12 protein-coding genes and 1 pseudogene are annotated in these 16,920 nt (G+C 56.1%); 10 read left to right on the top strand and 3 right to left on the bottom strand.

The window, feature by feature from the left end; all coding sequences use genetic code 11:
- The 7 genes from EYC98_RS17235 to EYC98_RS17205 all read left to right on the top strand — a co-directional run.
- The coding region (locus EYC98_RS17235; RefSeq protein WP_279246613.1) for a PKD domain-containing protein at positions 1-4,553 on the top strand (4,553 nt) is incomplete at its 5' end.
- Between the two features lie 104 nt (positions 4,554-4,657).
- Entirely contained in the window at positions 4,658-4,789 is a 132-nt protein-coding gene (locus tag EYC98_RS17230; protein WP_279246612.1) for a hypothetical protein, read from the top strand.
- Positions 4,790-4,824: 35 nt separating this feature from the next.
- Positions 4,825-5,523, top strand: a complete 699-nt coding sequence (locus EYC98_RS17225; protein WP_279246611.1) for a cohesin domain-containing protein — start codon at positions 4,825-4,827, stop codon at positions 5,521-5,523.
- A 337-nt stretch (positions 5,524-5,860) separates the two neighbouring features.
- Positions 5,861-7,723 (top strand): GAF domain-containing protein, encoded by a 1,863-nt coding sequence (locus tag EYC98_RS17220; RefSeq protein ID WP_279246610.1) that lies wholly within the window; start codon positions 5,861-5,863, stop codon positions 7,721-7,723.
- A 12-nt stretch (positions 7,724-7,735) separates the two neighbouring features.
- Positions 7,736-9,886 carry a PqqD family peptide modification chaperone gene (locus tag EYC98_RS17215; RefSeq protein ID WP_279246609.1) on the top strand — a complete coding sequence of 717 codons (2,151 nt, stop codon included), beginning with the start codon at positions 7,736-7,738 and terminating at the stop codon, positions 9,884-9,886.
- Between the two features lie 77 nt (positions 9,887-9,963).
- Positions 9,964-11,961: a preprotein translocase subunit SecA gene (locus EYC98_RS17210; RefSeq protein WP_279246608.1), complete on the top strand. Its 1,998-nt coding sequence runs from the start codon at positions 9,964-9,966 to the stop codon at positions 11,959-11,961.
- Positions 11,962-11,972: 11 nt separating this feature from the next.
- Positions 11,973-12,854 carry an efflux RND transporter periplasmic adaptor subunit gene (locus EYC98_RS17205; RefSeq protein WP_279246607.1) on the top strand — a complete coding sequence of 294 codons (882 nt, stop codon included), beginning with the start codon at positions 11,973-11,975 and terminating at the stop codon, positions 12,852-12,854.
- A gap of 34 nt (positions 12,855-12,888) precedes the next feature.
- On the opposite strand, the pseudogene EYC98_RS21810 reads toward EYC98_RS17205, so the two are convergent.
- Positions 12,889-12,969: pseudogene (locus tag EYC98_RS21810) on the bottom strand (IS6 family transposase); the annotation flags it as partial.
- 83 nt (positions 12,970-13,052) lie between these two features.
- Here EYC98_RS21810 and EYC98_RS17200 point away from each other — a divergent pair.
- Together EYC98_RS17200 and EYC98_RS17195 are read left to right on the top strand one after the other, a co-directional pair.
- Positions 13,053-13,931, top strand: a complete 879-nt coding sequence (locus EYC98_RS17200) for an HpcH/HpaI aldolase/citrate lyase family protein (protein WP_279246606.1) — start codon at positions 13,053-13,055, stop codon at positions 13,929-13,931.
- Between the two features lie 105 nt (positions 13,932-14,036).
- Positions 14,037-15,041, top strand: coding sequence for a Rieske 2Fe-2S domain-containing protein (locus tag EYC98_RS17195; RefSeq protein ID WP_279246605.1), 1,005 nt, complete (start codon positions 14,037-14,039; stop codon positions 15,039-15,041).
- Here EYC98_RS17195 and EYC98_RS17190 read toward each other — a convergent pair whose 3' ends face one another.
- Positions 15,042-15,665: a LysE family translocator gene (locus EYC98_RS17190; protein WP_279246604.1), complete on the bottom strand. Its 624-nt coding sequence runs from the start codon at positions 15,663-15,665 to the stop codon at positions 15,042-15,044.
- A gap of 163 nt (positions 15,666-15,828) precedes the next feature.
- On the opposite strand from EYC98_RS17190, the gene EYC98_RS17185 reads away from it, so the two are divergent.
- Complete coding sequence (locus tag EYC98_RS17185; protein ID WP_279246603.1) at positions 15,829-16,446, top strand: glutathione S-transferase family protein; 618 nt, start codon at positions 15,829-15,831, stop codon at positions 16,444-16,446.
- A 29-nt stretch (positions 16,447-16,475) separates the two neighbouring features.
- Here the strand turns inward: EYC98_RS17185 and EYC98_RS17180 are convergent, their stop codons facing one another.
- Positions 16,476-16,910 carry a hypothetical protein gene (locus EYC98_RS17180; protein ID WP_279246602.1) on the bottom strand — a complete coding sequence of 145 codons (435 nt, stop codon included), beginning with the start codon at positions 16,908-16,910 and terminating at the stop codon, positions 16,476-16,478.
- Positions 16,911-16,920 lie beyond the last annotated feature (10 nt).

Here is a 16,920-nt window from a genome sequence, read left to right as displayed (position 1 = left end):
ACTACGGTGACGGCAGCGGTGTGCAGGCCTTGGCCCTGAATCCGGACAAGAGCTTTGCCCTGAATCACAGCTACGCTGTCAGCGGCGTCTATACGGTCACGGTGACGGTGAGCGATGAAGACGGCGGATCGACCAGCGCCAGTGAATCGGTGGTCTTTGTCAACGCTGACCCGATACTCAGCGACCTGGTGGTCACCCCCGGCGTCGAGAACGGCACGATCACAGTTACCGGGACGATCACCGACCCCGGGGCGCTGGATACCTTCACTATCGACATTGACTGGGGCGACCCGCTGGCACCGGGCATCGAGCAGGTTTCCATCGGTGCAAGCGCCACCGGCTCGCAGACCTTCGAGCTGACCCACCGCTATGGGGACGACAACGCGACCGATTCTTACTCGATCGCCCTGACGGTAACCGACGATAACGGCGGCACCGGAGTCGCTGATACCTCGGTAGTTATTACCAACGTTGCTCCGACGCTGGCTGATCTAGCAGTTACGGCTGTTGCCGAGAACGGAACAACGATACTCAGCGGAACGATTAACGACCCGGGCACATTGGATACCTTCACGCTCGTCATCGACTGGGGCGACAACAGCTCTGATACGTTTACTTACGGTTCCAATGCGACAGGCAGTCAGCCGTTCTCGCTATCGCATCGCTACTCAGACGACAATGCCAGCGATAGCTACAGCATCAGCCTGACCGTGACCGACGACGACGGCGGTGCAGGCAATGCCGTTCAGACTGCGGTCGTCACCAATGCCGGACCCGCGGTTACCGGGCTCGTGCTGAGTGCGTCGGTGATCAACGAAGATGAATCGATTAATCTGACCGGCTCGTTCGAAGACGCAGGGCTTATCGATACCCATACCCTGCTGATAACTTGGGGCGACGGCACCACCACGACGCTTAATCAGGCAGCTCTGGCTGCAGGAACATTCTCTGCTTCGCATCGCTACAGCGACGACAGACCGTCTGACACGTCGAGCGATGTCTATGTTATCGGATTGACGTTGACTGACGATGACGGTGACTTGGCGATCGCCAGTACCAGTGTGACCGTGAACAACATTGCGCCGGTTGTCGATGCGGGATCAGGCGGGCTGGTAGACGAGGGCGGCACCTTCAGTAGCACCGGGTCGTTTACCGACCCAGGGACTGATACCTGGACGGCGACGGTCGACTACGGCGACGGCAGCGGTGAGCAGGTACTGACCCTGAACCCGGACAAGACTTTTGCCCTGAATCATAGCTATAGCGATAACGGCATCTACAGCGTTACCGTGAGCGTGTCTGACGACGATAGCGGTGTCGGCGATGCGATTACTGCGGTGACGGTGAACAACGTTGCACCGACGGTCGATGCTGGCGCGGGTGGCGCGATCGATGAGGGCGGTGTATTCATCGGCGCAGGGTCGTTCACGGATCCGGGCGCCGACGCCTGGACGGCGACGGTTAACTACGGTGATGGCACCGGTGTCCAGGCCTTGACGCTAAATCCGGACAAGACCTTTGCCCTGAATCACATCTATGCCGATAACGGCAGCTACGTGATCACCGTATCGGTATCCGATGACGAGGCTGTCGGCGGCGACACGGCAACAGTGTCCGTGAGTAATGTTGCGCCAGCAGTTGACGCTGGCCTGGCTGGATCAGTCGGCGAGGGGCGGACGTTTATTGGCTTCGGCTCGTTCACCGACCCGGGCGCCGACAACTGGACTGCCACGGTCGATTATGGCGACGGCAGCGCTTCGCAGCAGTTGATCCTTACACAGAACAAGACTTTTGCCCTGGCTCACAAGTATGCAGAAGACGGTATCTACACCGTAACCGTCACAGCGCTCGACGGCGACGGCGGTGCAGCGACAGATACGGCGGTCGTTACCGTAAACAACATGGTGCCAGAGGTTAATGCGGGCGCTGCTGCGACGATTGATGAAGGTCGCACATTTACCAGCTTTGGCACCTTCATTGATCGCGGTGCAGACAGCTGGACAGCGACGGTCGACTACGGCGACGGAAGTGGTGTGCAGGTGCTGGCCCTGAGTTCGAACAATAGCTTCGCCCTGAATCACAACTATGCAGATGAAGCGACCGGAACCTACACAGTGACAGTTGTGGTTACGGACGATGACGGCGCGATCGGAGTCGGTACAACGACGGTTAATGTCGACAATATAGCGCCGCTGCTGGGCGGTCTACTGGCGACCGCGATTGACGAGAACGGCAATACGACGCTCAGCGGGACGATCATCGACCCCGGTAAGCTGGACAGCTTCACGCTGGATATTAACTGGGGAGATCCACTGTCGCCGAACAATGTCGAACAGTTCAGCTTCGGTCCAAGTGTCGCGGGTGTGCAGCCCTTCACCTTGACGCACCAGTACCTAAGCAACAATCCGGGTGACAGCTACACCATCGGCCTCGCCGTAACGGACGATGACGCCGGTCTTTCTACGGATACCGTTATCGTTGACACTGCCGCATTGCGAGCGACTTCGGTGACGCCAGGCCCTTCGGGCGTGACGATTACGTTCAGTCAGCCATTGGATCCCTCAGTGCTGAACCTGTATGACACCCAGACGGGTGGACTTGGGGCAGCGGATATCACGCTGGTGGGTGATACGGTGGGTGCGGTCAACGGTTCGCTGATTTTAGATGCAGGCTTGCAGACCGTAACCTTCGTGAGGACCGGCGGTGTGCTGGCAGCGGACAACTACACCCTGACGCTGCGCAGTGCCAATGACGGATTTATAAATACCGGCGGCGGGCTGCTCGATGGCAACGGTGATGGCATAGCCGGCGATGATTATGTGATGACCTTCACCGTGTCACCGTCAGCTGCGGTCACCGTGAGTATTTCCGACGTTGCCCGCGGTCCGGGCCAGGCCGTTGATGTTCCGGCCACGGGCGTGGGCCTGCCGGTCATGCTGAGCGACGGCACCGGCGTGACCTCGGTCGGCCTGACTTTGACTTATGATCCGTCACTGCTCAACGTGACCGGTGTTACCCTGGGCGCGGCCTTACCCGGGGACGCGATCCTGGCTGCAGATTTGTCGGTAGCCGGAGTGGTCACGGTAACCATCAGTAGTGGGACCGGGTTTGGCAGCGGGGCATTGCAGCTACTGACCTTGACGGCGACTGTGCCCGAGGATGCCCCGTACGGTGCGAAGCAGCTGCTGGATCTGTCGGCGGTGTCTATCAACAACGGTGCCATTAGCGTGCAGGCGGACGACGCTGTGCATGTGGTGGCCTACCTCGGTGATACCACCGGCAATGCCAGTTACACATCGGAAGATGCGATCAATATATCCCAGGTGGTGGCCGAGCTGGACACCGGCTTCCAGTATTACCCGCTGTTGGATCCCCTCATCCTTGGCGATATCACGGGCAACGGTAGCCTGAGCTCCCTGGACGGGACGCGTATCCTGCAGGAGATCGAAGGCTTTGATCGCCTGGAGATTCCGCCGCTGCCGAGTCTGTCGCAAGCGATTGTCTTTGGCGGACTGGACCCGACGCTCAGCATACCGCTGGATCTTGCAGGGTATTCCGGTGACCTGATTACAGTACCGGTGTGGGTCGATACGCTGCCCGTTGGGCTTGATGCCCTGCAGATAGAGATAGGTTTCGACGCCGAGGTGCTGGTCGTGGAAGCGATACGTCCGGGCGAAGTGACCGAGACCTTTGAGATATTCCTCGCCAACAGTTCGACCGAGGGTCTGATCACTGTCGACACCGCCTCTGGTCACTTGGCGGTGCCGCTGGAAGATGGCGGTATTCTGGTAGAGATCGATTTCCGCATCATTGCCGATGCAGTAAGTGGTTCAACCGTGATCGATATTCAGGGTGCCCGGCTGAATGACAGTCATTACACACTTATCCCCGAGCCTGTTGTGGGTCCTGACGGGACGGACGGCGAGGTCACGGTATTGGCGCAGCCGCTGGACACTGACAGTGATAGCGCTATCGAGGCACCGCTGACCGTCGCTACCACTACTTACAGCATCGCCCAGCCGCTGGTGATGCCAGATGCCGGTTTCACGGCTGCTAGCATCAACGTTTCGGATGACTTGCCTATCCGGGATGCCAGTGTCGAGTTGAGCACCAGCCTAATTGGCGTCTCCAGCGCGCAGGTTTTACCTGTTAGCCCGACCGGTAAATCGACCGAACTGTCTAACACGGTCGATGGGCGCGGTGATAACTTCACCGCGACACAGTTGGTCGAGGCAGGTATATCCAGTACCGATAAAGGTGCGGCGTCATCCACGGGTTTGCTACCCCCTGAGGGCGATCGAGTTTCACTGGAGAAAACGCGGGTGCAGGGTATCTTGGCGCTTGAGATATATGAGAACAAGATGCGTCATACCCGCACGCTCGGTAGCTGGTCGATCGCGGTAAGCCGCGACAGCAGTTTGCCCGGCAATGAGCGCAGCGTAGACTGGTACTCGCCGTCCTCACAGGCCGTTTTTCGCCCTGAAAGTGTGACCAACTCAGCATCTATAAGATCGTCTGCTTATCTGCCGCTAGCCACGGATGGTTTGTCTTGAGCGCCCGTGATACCTTTGCGGGTTCGGATATTTCGCCGTTTTATGTCGTTCTGATACTACTGTGATGCAGCGTCGACATTAGAACAATTATGTGGAGTTAACAGATGATAACAACAGCAATGATCGCAGCTAACATCACTGTGCTGACAGCTCCAAAGGCAGCGGGTGCGCTGCTGCTGCGCCATGACGGATCCGTGCAAGATGCCATCTGTCAGCGTTACCTGATGGGCTGCTAGTCTTGTTTTCCTTGCGACATGGGGCACTGCCAGGAATGCTTTGCGGCATCCTGATGTTGCTGTGCCCGCCGCTGGTCTGGGCCGAGTCCCTGGCTCTGTCGAGCAACTTGACGGGCGCGCCGGGTGGCGCGGTGACCTCCAGTCTTACGATCACGGATGTCAATGGTCTGATTATCGAGTCAATGGACATACGTGTGAGTTATGACCCGTCAGCGGTGGATTTCATAGCCGCGCGCAATGGAGCGGGTCTGCAGGGAGGGCCCTACTCACCCACGAGTCCGGTGATCAATGACACAGGCGGACTGGTGATTATCAGTAACATCAGCCTGATCGTCGGCGTGACCCCGACGGAGGGGGCAGTGCTTTTAGAACTGGATTTTCTCATTCGCGATGACGCAGCCACTGGCACCACGGTACAGGAGGTGGTTGAGGTGCTGATCAACGAGGAGCTGGAATTTACCTCCATTGGTGGGGCACCCAATGCTGCTGGCGGCAGCATTGAGGTAGGGTTGGTGGTTGCCGATGGCGATATCAATGTCGATGGGAAGGTCGACGTTATTGACGTGCTTTTAGCCACACGCTTTGCGCTGGTAATGGATACACCTGATGCGGGGCAGTTGGCACATGGTAACGTGGCGCCACTGGTCGGTGGTGTCCCCGCGCCGACAGATAGCAAGATCGGTGTAGATGACGTGCTGCTGATCCAGAAAAAGGCACTGAGCGGGTCCTTCTAGATGATCAGAGCGTTGCAGTCGGATCAGCTTTACTATCGTCGCTTTAACGAGCTAAACGTATGTGAATAGCAGTAGCCGCAATAGCCACCGCTTTCCCCGAAATTCGTTAATTGCCCTGCTGAAAGCTTCTATGGTTGTTTCCGGTCGGTTTTTTTGGACGAAGCAAAGATTGCTGTATGTCGAGCGGCTTACTTGGTTTATCTGAGAATAAGCCGTATAAATCGCTGTTAGATCTTGGCAACATAACGAAATGAATCGGGCCGTTAAGCGGTTTTTAATTTTCTGTCTTCCTCCAAGCTTTGGAAGCCGGTCTATCAAATAAAAAAAGGGAGAAGCTATGTCCGACAGTGCAGACCCAGGGGATGCGCCGTCAGTAAGCACTGTTTTCACGGATTCAGAATCCTGGGAGCAGCTCAAGTCTGTCCGCGATCCGGCAAGCTTTGCAGCAGCATGGCTGGATATTCAGTGCCAAATCATTGATGCCAATGTTTGTCTGGGCGTGGTTGTGTTGGGCAAGGAAGGTGAAGGCGAACTTGCACCGATAGCTGTTTGGCCGGTAGGGTCTCTGGGGACCCCGGCTCTGGCAGCGGCGATTGAGTCCACCATTGTCAAACGCCATGCTGTTATACACGGTGGTGCAACTTCATCGCGCGGCGAGCAGCAACGCAACACCATTGCCTGTCCATTGCTGGTTGACGCTAAAGTTTGCGGGGCGGTTGCGATAGAGGTGGATCATTGCTCAGAAGCCCAGCTCCAACATGTGCTTGGGCAGCTAGAGTGGGGGGCAGTATGGCTTGAGACACTTGTTCACAGGAACAAGTACACCTCCGCCGATCGACTGGTCACCGTGCTGGACCTGGTGGCTACCAGTTTGCACTACGACCGTTTTCAGGCGGCGGCCACAGCAGTGGCGACAGAGCTGGCGGGTATCCTGCAATGTGAACGGGTCAGTATCGGTTTTCTGCACGGCAAACACTCGCGGGTGCATGCACTGTCTCACAGTGCTTCGTTCGGAAAGAAGTCAAATATTATCCGTGATATCGGCGCGGCCATGGACGAGGCTGTTGACCAGGAAGCGACAGTCGTATTTCCGCCGTTTGATGATGGCCCTCTGCAGGTAACCCGCTACCATGCCTCGCTGCTAAAGACGCACGGCGCGGGAGCTATTTGTAGCATACCCTTTACTGACGGCGGCAAGATTCTTGGCGCGATTACACTGGAACGTCCTGAGGGAGAAAAATTTGATCGAAGCGCGGTCAAATTATGTGAACATGCGGCCTCATTGCTGGGCCCGGTGCTGGACTCCAGACGCAAGGATGATCGCTGGTTGGCGATCAAGGCATTAGACAGCCTGAAAACCCATGCGCGGAAATTGGTTGGACCCCGTTATACAGCGCTCAAGCTGACGGCAGCCTCGACGTTGTTTCTGCTGGTTTTCTTTACCTTTGCAACTGGGGAATACCGCGTTACTGCCGATGCAACAATGGAAGGTGCCGTGCAGCGGGCTATCGCTGTTCCGCTGGCCGGTTTTCTTGCCGAGGCCAATGCGCGGGCGGGCGATGTTGTTAAGGCCGGTGATGTGCTGTTCTCGCTGGATGATCGTGACCTGCGGCTTGAACGGTTGAAATGGGCCAGCCAGAAATCCCAATACAGTCGGGAGTACAGCGAGGCGCAGGCAAAACGCGATCGTGCTCAGGTCAATATCCTCGGTGCGCAGATCGAGCAGGCAGAAGCACAGATTGCCCTGGTGGAGGAGCAGCTTGAGCGTATAAATGTCACTGCGCCGTTCGACAGTTTCGTGGTGTCTGGGGATCTTAGCCAGTCGCTGGGTGCCCCGGTAGAACGTGGCGACATCCTGTTTGAAGTCGCGCCACTGGATTCCTACCGCGTTATTCTTAAAGTGGACGAGCGCGATATCGGCCAGTTAATGGTGGCGCAATCCGGACAGCTTGCCCTGACCGGTATGCCGGGAGTGCCATTGGTGATCGAGGTCGAAAAGATTATACCGGTATCAGCAGCCGAAGAGGGGCGCAGCTATTTCAAGGTAGAAGCGAGGTTGCTGGAAAAAGCTCACCCGACACTGCGTCCCGGTATGCAGGGCGTTGGCAAGATTTTTGTAGGTGAGCGCAAGCTGATCTGGATCTGGACGCACAAGATTACTCACTGGTGGAGTATGTTCCTGTGGTCATGGTGGCCTTGAGTATCGTGACCCATGTCAGATTCATTCTTTAGTCCTTCCTGGTATCGGGTTGCCGAGCTAAAACCTCGGCTACGCAGCCATGCTCTTCTGCATCGTCATGAATATCGCGGCAGGGTCTGGTTTGTTCTGCAGGATATTGCCGGTGGTAAATCGCACCGATTCACGCCTGCCGCCTATCGCTTTATCGGACTTATGGATGGTAAAAGTACTATCCAGGAATTGTGGGATGCTGTCAGCAGAGAGTCTGGTGATGACGCGCCTACCCAGGATGAGGTGATCCGTCTGCTGGGACAGCTGCATGCGGCCGATGCACTGATCTCTGACGTGCAGCCGGACAGCGAAGAATTGTTCCGGCGTTTTCAGCGCCAACAGCGCATGAAGCTTAAGCAGCGCTTATGGACTCCATTGGCGCTGCGCTTTTCGTTGCTTGATCCGGAGCAGTTTCTCGAACGGACCTATCCCGGGGTGCGGTTCTTGTTCAGCTGGTTCGGTGCCCTTCTCTGGCTGGTTGTGGTCTGCTGCGGTGCCGTGATGGCCCTGTCGCACTGGGGCGACCTCACGGAAAATATTGTGGACCGTGCGCTGACGCCGCAAAACCTGATACTGCTCTGGTTCGTCTACCCGGTCGTCAAGGCGCTGCATGAGCTGGGGCACGGTTATGCCGCCAAGTTTGCCGGCGGCGAAGTGCACGAGATGGGCATTATGCTGCTGGTACTGGTGCCGGTTCCCTATGTTGACGTATCGTCTGCCTGGGGTGTCAGGGATAAACGCAAGCGCATGCTGATTGGTGCTGCCGGCATTGCAGTGGAGTTGTTTCTGGGTTCGCTGGCAATGTTTGTCTGGCTGACTGTGGAGTCGGGAATAGTGCACGCCATTGCCTACAACCTGATGCTTATCAGCGGTGTGTCTACGCTGTTATTTAACGGTAACCCACTGCTGAAATTTGATGGTTATTACGTGCTGTCTGACGCCATTGAGATCCCCAACCTGGCAGCACGTTCCAACAAGTATCTTGGTTACCTGATTCAGCGTTATCTGTTCCGTCTGAAAGAGGCAGATTCTCCTGCCGATACGCTGGGTGAACGCGTGTGGTTTTCCGTTTATGGTGTTGCGGCCTTTATTTACCGCATGTTTATTATGTTTGTCATCATCCTGTACATTGGTGGCAAGTTTTTTGTTGTTGGTGTCCTGCTTGCAAGTTGGGCAATTATTACCCAGGTCATTGTTCCTATGAGCAAGAATATTGCGTTTCTTTTTAATAGCCCGCGCCTGAAGCACAATCGTGGCCGCAGCATTGGCAGTTCCGCAGTGGTGCTGCTGGTGTTGGTGGCGCTGCTGTTTTTCTTGCCAGCCCCATTTTTTACCCGTGCCGATGGAGTTGTCTGGCCGTCAGAGCAATCACATGTCAGGGCAGGAGCAGATGGATTTTTTTACCGGCTGCTAGTTCCCGGCGGCAGTTGGGTAGAGCCCGGGCAGGCAATTCTTGAATTGCGCGATCCTTTTCTGGAAGCACGGGTGCAGGTACTTGAGGCAGATCAAAAAGGACTCAGGAGCCAGTTGATAAATGCACAGGCAAACGACCGGGTCCAGACGGCACTTGTTCGTGATGAACTGGCGGCCACCACTGCAGACCTTGCGCGAGCGCGCGAGCGCGTCAAGGCACTGGTGATTCACAGTCAGCGATCAGGCTTGCTAGTGTTGCCGGAAGAGCGGGATATGCCGGGGCGTTTTGCCCGCAAGGGGCAGCTGGTTGCCTATGTGGTTGGGCCCGCGGACCTTAGAACAGTGCGTGTAGTCGTGAAGCATGACGAAATAGCCCTTATTCATGACCGCACCCGGCGCGTGGATGTGATGCCGGCAGACTGGAGTTCGGAGTCGTATGCAGCAGAGATCCTGCGCGAAGTGCCCGGTGGCACTATGCAGCTTCCCACGGCAGCTCTTGGCTCGATGGGCGGGGGGCGCATCGCTATAGACCCCAGGGAGGCAGGCGGGCGATCTGCGCTCGAGCGGGTTTTTGAAATTGATGTCGGGCTGCCGCCGATGGCAACAAACTCTTTTCTTGGGCAGCGTATGTACGTACGTTTTGACCTGGGTTATAAACCAGCCGGGTTGCAGCTGTACCGCTCACTAAGACAATTGTTCCTGAGGCAATTCAGTGTATAGCTGCGCTAGCCGTTTCCGCTCGTCGTTGTCGTTCAAGCGTAATCCTGCTGGTTTTTTGCCAAGGCCGGGGGGGCGCAATGTTTTCTAGTACAGCAACGCTTCGCCCGGGTATTGCTGTTGGTGAATATCCGCAGAGAGAAGATATCAGGGACGGGTGGCTAGACCAGACGGCGGCTGGAATAACTGGATTTTTGCGCCAACATGTTCATGGGCGCAGTATTCGCCATGTTCCCTTTGCCCAGGAGGTGAACCGGTTCTCAGAAGATATCGACAGCCTTGATGAAGCAGCGCTGCATTCGCGTGTCACCCATTTGCGGCAGCGTCTCTATAGCGAAGGGTTCAGGGATGAGCTGGTAGCGGAGTCATTCGGGCTGATCAGGGAGTTTGCCTCCCGGCGCCTGGGTATGCGGCATCACGACGTACAGCTGTTCGGTGGCCGCGCCATGCTGAATGGCATGATCGCAGAGATGGAAACCGGAGAGGGCAAGACCATGACGGCAACACTGCCGGCCTGTACAGCCGCAATGGCTGGTATTCCTGTGCATATCGTTACGGTTAATGATTTTCTGGTGGCACGCGATGCCAAGTGGATGAGCCCTGTTTATCAGGCGCTGGGACTGACCGTCGGTACCATTACGGAGGGTATGGAACTGGAGCAGCGGCGTGCCGCCTATGCCTGTGACGTTACCTATTGCACCAACAAGCAATTGGTTTTCGATTACCTCAAGGACAGCCTTTTGTTGGGGCAGGAGAATCGCCGGCTGCATATGCAACTTGAAGGGCTCTACAAGGATCGCCCGCGTACCAGTCGATTACTTATGCGTGGTCTTTGCTTTGCAATTGTCGATGAGGCAGACAGTGTGCTGGTTGACGAGGCGCGTACTCCGCTGGTTATTTCCAGCAAGGGCGATGCGACACAGGAAGAGTTCACCTTTAAGGAAGCAATCAGGATAGCGCGCATGTTGAGAGAGCAGCGTGATTATACCGTCAGGGTGCGTGACAAGCATGTTGAGCTTACCGATTTTGGCAAGGCCAATGTCTGGAAACAGGTAAGAGGCCTGAGTGGTGTGTGGACCGGGGCAAAGCGTCGGCAAGAATTGGTGCAGCAGGCGCTTGCAGCGATACACCTCTATCACGCCGATGTTCATTATTTGTTGAAAGACGGCAAGGTTCAGATCATCGATGAATATACCGGGCGTGTTATGCCGGATCGTGCCTGGGAGCGCGGACTTCACCAGATGATAGAGACCAAGGAAGGCTGCGCCATCAGCGGCCGGCAGGAGACGCTGGCGCGCATTAGTTACCAGAGATTCTTTCGACGCTATTTGAGGCTCGCAGGTATGACCGGCACAGCCCGTGAAATCGCCGGTGAACTCTGGTCGGTGTACCGGCTTAATGTGGTGACGATACCGACCAATCGTTCGCTACGGCGAAGGGAAATACCGGATAAAATATTTGTGAATGTCGATGACAAGTGGAGTGAGATTGTCAAAACAGTGCGCAGTTTACATCAGCTGCAACGCCCGATACTTATTGGTACGCGCTCGGTCGCAGATTCCGAGCATCTGGACCGGCTATTGTCGGCTGCCGGTCTGCCGCATGAGGTGCTGAATGCGCGGCAGGATCAAGAAGAGGCGCAGATTATTGCCCAGGCAGGACAGCCGGGCAGAATTACGGTGGCAACCAATATGGCAGGTCGTGGCACCGATATTCGTTTGGAGCCGGGTGTGGCCGATGCCGGAGGGTTGTATGTGCTGGCAACATCAAGACATGAAGCGCGACGCATAGACAGGCAGTTTTCTGGGCGTTGTGGAAGGCAGGGCGATCCCGGTGTCTACCAGTCGATCATTTCACTGCAGGATGAGCTTGTTAAGGAATATTTTGGCGAGACGCTGGCGAGACTTCTTGGCCGATGGGAAAAGCGTGGTAAGCCCCTGCCGCTATGGATGGGTAAGCCGTTAGTGAGTTTTGCGCAGTTGGCGGCTGAACGCCATCACAGCAAGATAAGACGCGAGTTACTAAAACTCGATGATAACCTGGGCGACATGCTCGCATTCAGCGGGCGCGCCGAGTAGTGATGGAGATCATGATGGGAAGTACATACAGGGAGTTTTCAAAATCTTGCTGGTTGATCATAGCCTGTTTCTGGGTTGTGCCGGCCGGTGCTGAAGATTATTCGGGTTATGATTGCCTGATTGAACCGAACTCCGTGGTTGACGTTAGTACGCGGGAAGATGGTGTGATAGAGGAGATTTTAGTCAGGCGTGGGGATGTTATAGAGAAAGGGCAGGTTCTGGCCCGGCTTGAGTCGAATGTCGAAATCGTTGCTGTCAGTATCGCCAGAGCCCGCGCGGCAATGCGTTCTGGTGTGGACTCACAGATAGCCAGGGTTGCTTACCTGCAGGCGCAAAAAAATCGTGTTGATGCGCTTTATGAAACGAGGGCTATCCCGTTCCATGAGAAAGACAAGGCCGATACGGACCTGATACTTGGGAAGGCAGAATTGCGCGAAGCCCATGACAACCTGGCGCTGGCGCAGCTCGAGAAAGAGCGTGCCGAGGGTATATTGGCGCGGCGCACTATTAAAAGTCCGATTGATGGGGTGGTGGTGGAGATCCTTTTGGATGCAGGGGAGTCTGTGGAAGAAAACTCGATTATGAAGATTGCCGACGTGAATCCGTTGAATGTAGAAGTGATCCTTTCCGAGGATATGTATGGGTTGATAAATGTCGGCACGCAGGGTGAGGTGACGCCACATATCCGAGGTGGTGAAAAACGGGTGACCAGTGTCGTGGTGGTGGACAAGTTGATTGATGCTGCCAGTAACACCTTCGGGGTGCGGCTGGAATTTGATAATGCTGACCTTATGACACCTGGCGGCGTTCGCTGCGATATCAATTTTCTGGTGGATGCCTCTGACTCAACAGAGGGTGCTGGCAACTCAGCTGCTGGAGACCTCAGTAATTGACCCCATAGCCTGAATGCTCAGGCTTCAATCCTCAAACACAGAGACGGCCGAAATTGCTGCACCAAAGTCTGATGGATTCGCGGCTTACGTCGATGCCGCGTTTAGCAATAAGATCCGCCCTGGCACTGAGGAGCACCCTGACTGTGAATTTCCAGGTAATCATGATTAGATGACGGCCAAAACAGCGGGGCAGTAAATATGAGTCAGCAAATTCTGCGATCGGCATTGTATATGCCGGCCAGCAACCAGCGCGCCATGGACAAGGCACGGCAGCTGGACTGTGATGCGGTGATCTTTGATCTGGAAGATGCGGTGTCGCCCGATGCCAAGGAACAGGCGCGGCAGCAGGTGCTGGAACAGTTGCAGGCCGGTGGCTATGGAGCGCGCAAGGTGGTGGTGCGCGCCAACAGTATCGACAGCCCCTGGGGCGAAGCTGATTTGCAGGCACTTGCTACCAGCGGCGTGAAGACCATCTGCCTGCCCAAGATCGATTCGGCAGAACAGCTGCAGCGCTGCAGCAAACTGCTGGAGTCCAGCGGTGCGCCGGCAGAGGTGACGCTGTGGGGCATGATCGAAACGCCCCGTGGGGTTGCCAATGTCGAGGCCATTGCCAGCTCCGGCGGTCGTCTGGAGGCGTTGCTGATGGGTACCACAGATCTGGCTAATGAGCTGCGTGTGCCGGTGCGCCCCGATCGTCTGGGCCTGCAATATGCCTTGTCACGCTGCGTTAATGCGGCGCGAATGGGCGGCATTGTTATCCTCGACTCCGTGTTTCTGGATATCACTAGTGAGGAGGGCTTTCGTGCCGACTGTGTGCAGGGTCACGCGTTGGGATTTGACGGTAAGACCCTAATCCATCCGAGTCAGGTCGCCACGGCCAATGAAGTTTACGGTTTGGATGAGGAACAGGTAGAGCACGCGCGGCAGATTATTTCAGTCTGGCAGGCCGCAAGAGACGAGGGCAAAGGTGTGGCCGTGCTCAACGGCAAGCTGGTAGAAACCATGCACGTTGACGACGCCCACCGCCTGTTGGCGCTGTGGGAATCACAGCAGCGATTGGAGGTCGTCAGCGGCTAACGGGCCTGGCTAATTGTTGGCGGCTTTTTTATCATCTGGCGGATTATCTCAAGCAAAGTATGATCAGGGCAGCCTGACGGTAAGACTATCAATGAAGGAGGCACCATGAACAAGCGCTACGACAAACCTATCCCGTTCGGTTGGTATGCAGTCGAGTACACGGCCAATCTGGCAGCTGGCGACGTCAAACCATTGCATTATTTTGGCCAGGAGCTGGTGTTGTTTCGCACCGAGTCCGGCGCTCCCGCATTACTCAAAGCCTACTGTCCTCATCTGGGCGCACACCTGGGTCATGGCGGCAGCGTTCAGGGTGACAGCATTAGCTGCCCCTTCCATGCCTGGAAATTTGACGGCAATGGCTTTTGCACCAACATTCCCTATGCCAAGCGCATGCCGGCTCGCGTAGACGGCAAGCAGGCCATCGACAGCTATCCGGTAGTAGAGCGCAACCAGATGATTTGGGCCTGGTATCACCCCCAGCATGCGGCCCCAAGTTTTGAGGTCGAGGAGTTCGCGGAACTGAATTCAGAGGCCTGGACCGAGCTCGACACCTACGACTGGACTATCAATACCATCATCCAGGAAACCGGCGAAAATGCGGCAGATATTGCGCATTTTGTCACCGTGCATAATTCCCACAGTATGCCGGACGGTAAGGTCACTATGGACGGTCACAAGCGCCTTACGTTGATGGACAGCCAGACCAATCATATTGATGAAGACGGTAACGTCGACCGCAGTGGGGCGAATAGTGACGCGTCCAAACTGGAGTCCTGGAGCATCGGTCCCGGCCTCACTTATCAGCGTTTTTCCCGGATGTTCGATATTGTGATGATGGGCACGATAACGCCGATTGATGATCAGAATATTCATATGCGCTTTAACTTTTCCCTGCCCCGCGACCAGGAAGACGTCAACAAGCTTTACGCCCATGGGGTCAGGGATGAAGTAGTATTCCAGGTGCAACAGGATATTCCCATCTGGGAAAACAAAGTCTATGTGGACAACCCCGTGCTGTGTGATGGCGACGGACCCATTGCCAAGTATCGCAAGTGGTTTCAACAGTTCTACAGCGACTCCGGCCCGGTTAGAAGTAGCACCGCAGCCTGATCAGCCGGACAGTGCTGAGATGATAACCGTGATCGCCAGCACGATGAGTATTACGCCCAGCACGCGGTCTATGGTGCCACTGGCCTGACGCAGTCGGGCCAGTACCGGAGGTCGTGATATGAACATCACGACGGCGCAGTACCACAGTGCATCTAGAGTGCCGACTGTTGTTGCCATGATCAGCCGCTGTGTCCAGTCAGTGTCGGGGCTCAGGAACTGGCTGAATAGCGCCAACATGAACACGGCTAGTTTGGGGTTCAGGAAGGCTACCAGGAAGCCATCGCGCCAGGGGTTTTCGCGTTCGCCCTCCAGCTTAGGGTCGGTCGCGGCTAGCGGGCTGCTGGTGGCGCGCAGTGATTTGATTCCCATGAAGATAAGGTAGCCAGCGCCAGCCAATTGCAGCGTGCTAAATAGCACCGGTGAGTTGGTCACCAGTGCTGCCAGTCCGGCCACGGTAAGCAACCCATAGAGGCCTACACCGACGCCGTGGCTAATCGCAGCGGCATATCCTGAGCCGTGCCCCTGGCGCAGTGTATGGGCCAGCACCACCGCTAGACTGGGTCCAGGAGACATGGCGCCCAGCAGACAAACGGTTGCCAGCGACAACCACTCTATAAGATTCATCGAGGCCTCCGTGGCCTACTAAAGCAGTTAGCATAGCAAACGACCGCGAGGCTGACCTGTACGAGTAGTTAAGGCTGCTATTTTGGTGGCGGTCATGGGACACTTGGCGGTTGGCGGACGCTGTGGTTAGCCCGCTGCTACGATTTTAAACTGGAGATTGGACATGTTAACGATTCACCATTTGCGTATTGGGCGCTCGATTTTTGCGGTCTGGCTGCTGGAAGAGCTGGAGCTGGATTACCAGCTCAAGGAATATCTGCGCAACCCTGAAACCATGCGAGCACCGCCGGAGCTCAAGCTGATTCACCCGCTGGGCAAGTCGCCGGTGATTGAAGAAGACGGTCTGGTGTTGTCAGAGTCCGGAGCTATTACCAGCTATCTGTTAGAGAAATACGATACCAACCACCGTTTTTCGCCACCGCGGTCTGACCTGTCTGCATGGGCCGAATATACCCAATGGCTGCACTATGCCGAGGGTTCGGTGTTCACTCCACTGATGTTGAAAATGATAGCGCTGCGCAGCGGTGAGCCGCAGCCCTTACTGGACGGCTTTGGTGACCCTGAAATTGCCCTGCATTTCGGGCATATCAGCCAGCAACTGGGCGATAATGAATTCATTCTGGGCGATCGTTTCAGTGGTGCAGATTTTGGTATCAGTTATATGGTGGGCATGGCGCAGGCGCTGGGGCAGTTAGAGCCTTACCCTTCGCTGGCGGCTTATCTGGAGCGCAATCAGGCTCGCCCGGCCTATCAGCGGGCCTTAGAACGCGGGGTAGAGTAGAGCGCTGGTCTGCGCCTACCGTCCATAGGTCAGGGTCGGCGGTCCAGCCGGTAAACGATGCTGGTGGCTGACCAGTCTTCGTCCGGGTCCATATCGTACTTGGTGATGTAGGCAGCGCCTACGGCGCTAAGCTCGGCAATATCAGTGACCCGAGTGGCATTAAGTCGATAGATACTGTCGCCCATGCGGATGCGCACTTTGGGATCGGCATCCATATATTCACTCCAGCTGCTACCTTCCTCACCGGTCGCCACATACAGGTTGCTGCCGACACCTGCGGCCCAAACGTTCACCGAATAGGGGTCGCCGGGGTTGGTCTCTAACTGTACCGTGTCTGGCACTTGTGCCCACTGTTCTGGCGCGGCCATTTCGGTGCCGCTCAACGTCCCGCCCGGCAGCATGACTAGCGGGTCACCGCAGGCGCTTAGTAGCGCCAGTATTGTGCCAAATATCAAAATACGCATGTCTTTAAAC

Origin of the sequence: Candidatus Litorirhabdus singularis (genome assembly GCF_026262625.1) — a bacterium.
GTDB lineage: Bacteria > Pseudomonadota > Gammaproteobacteria > Pseudomonadales > Halieaceae > Litorirhabdus > Litorirhabdus singularis.
The sequence above is the reverse complement of the archived record's forward strand: the minus strand, read 5'-3'. Positions and strand labels throughout refer to the sequence as shown.

What these genes read in the sequence shown, in the direction of transcription:
- EYC98_RS17230 (WP_279246612.1), top strand. Translation starts at nt 4,658, where the DNA reads ATGATAACAACAGCAATGATCGCAGCTAACATCACTGTGCTGACAGCT.
- EYC98_RS17225 (WP_279246611.1), top strand. Translation starts at nt 4,825, where the DNA reads ATGCTTTGCGGCATCCTGATGTTGCTGTGCCCGCCGCTGGTCTGGGCC.
- EYC98_RS17220 (WP_279246610.1), top strand. Translation starts at nt 5,861, where the DNA reads ATGTCCGACAGTGCAGACCCAGGGGATGCGCCGTCAGTAAGCACTGTT.
- EYC98_RS17215 (WP_279246609.1), top strand. Translation starts at nt 7,736, where the DNA reads ATGTCAGATTCATTCTTTAGTCCTTCCTGGTATCGGGTTGCCGAGCTA.
- EYC98_RS17210 (WP_279246608.1), top strand. Translation starts at nt 9,964, where the DNA reads ATGTTTTCTAGTACAGCAACGCTTCGCCCGGGTATTGCTGTTGGTGAA.
- EYC98_RS17205 (WP_279246607.1), top strand. Translation starts at nt 11,973, where the DNA reads ATGATGGGAAGTACATACAGGGAGTTTTCAAAATCTTGCTGGTTGATC.
- EYC98_RS17200 (WP_279246606.1), top strand. Translation starts at nt 13,053, where the DNA reads ATGAGTCAGCAAATTCTGCGATCGGCATTGTATATGCCGGCCAGCAAC.
- EYC98_RS17195 (WP_279246605.1), top strand. Translation starts at nt 14,037, where the DNA reads ATGAACAAGCGCTACGACAAACCTATCCCGTTCGGTTGGTATGCAGTC.
- EYC98_RS17190 (WP_279246604.1), bottom strand. Translation starts at nt 15,665, where the DNA reads ATGAATCTTATAGAGTGGTTGTCGCTGGCAACCGTTTGTCTGCTGGGC.
- EYC98_RS17185 (WP_279246603.1), top strand. Translation starts at nt 15,829, where the DNA reads ATGTTAACGATTCACCATTTGCGTATTGGGCGCTCGATTTTTGCGGTC.
- EYC98_RS17180 (WP_279246602.1), bottom strand. Translation starts at nt 16,910, where the DNA reads ATGCGTATTTTGATATTTGGCACAATACTGGCGCTACTAAGCGCCTGC.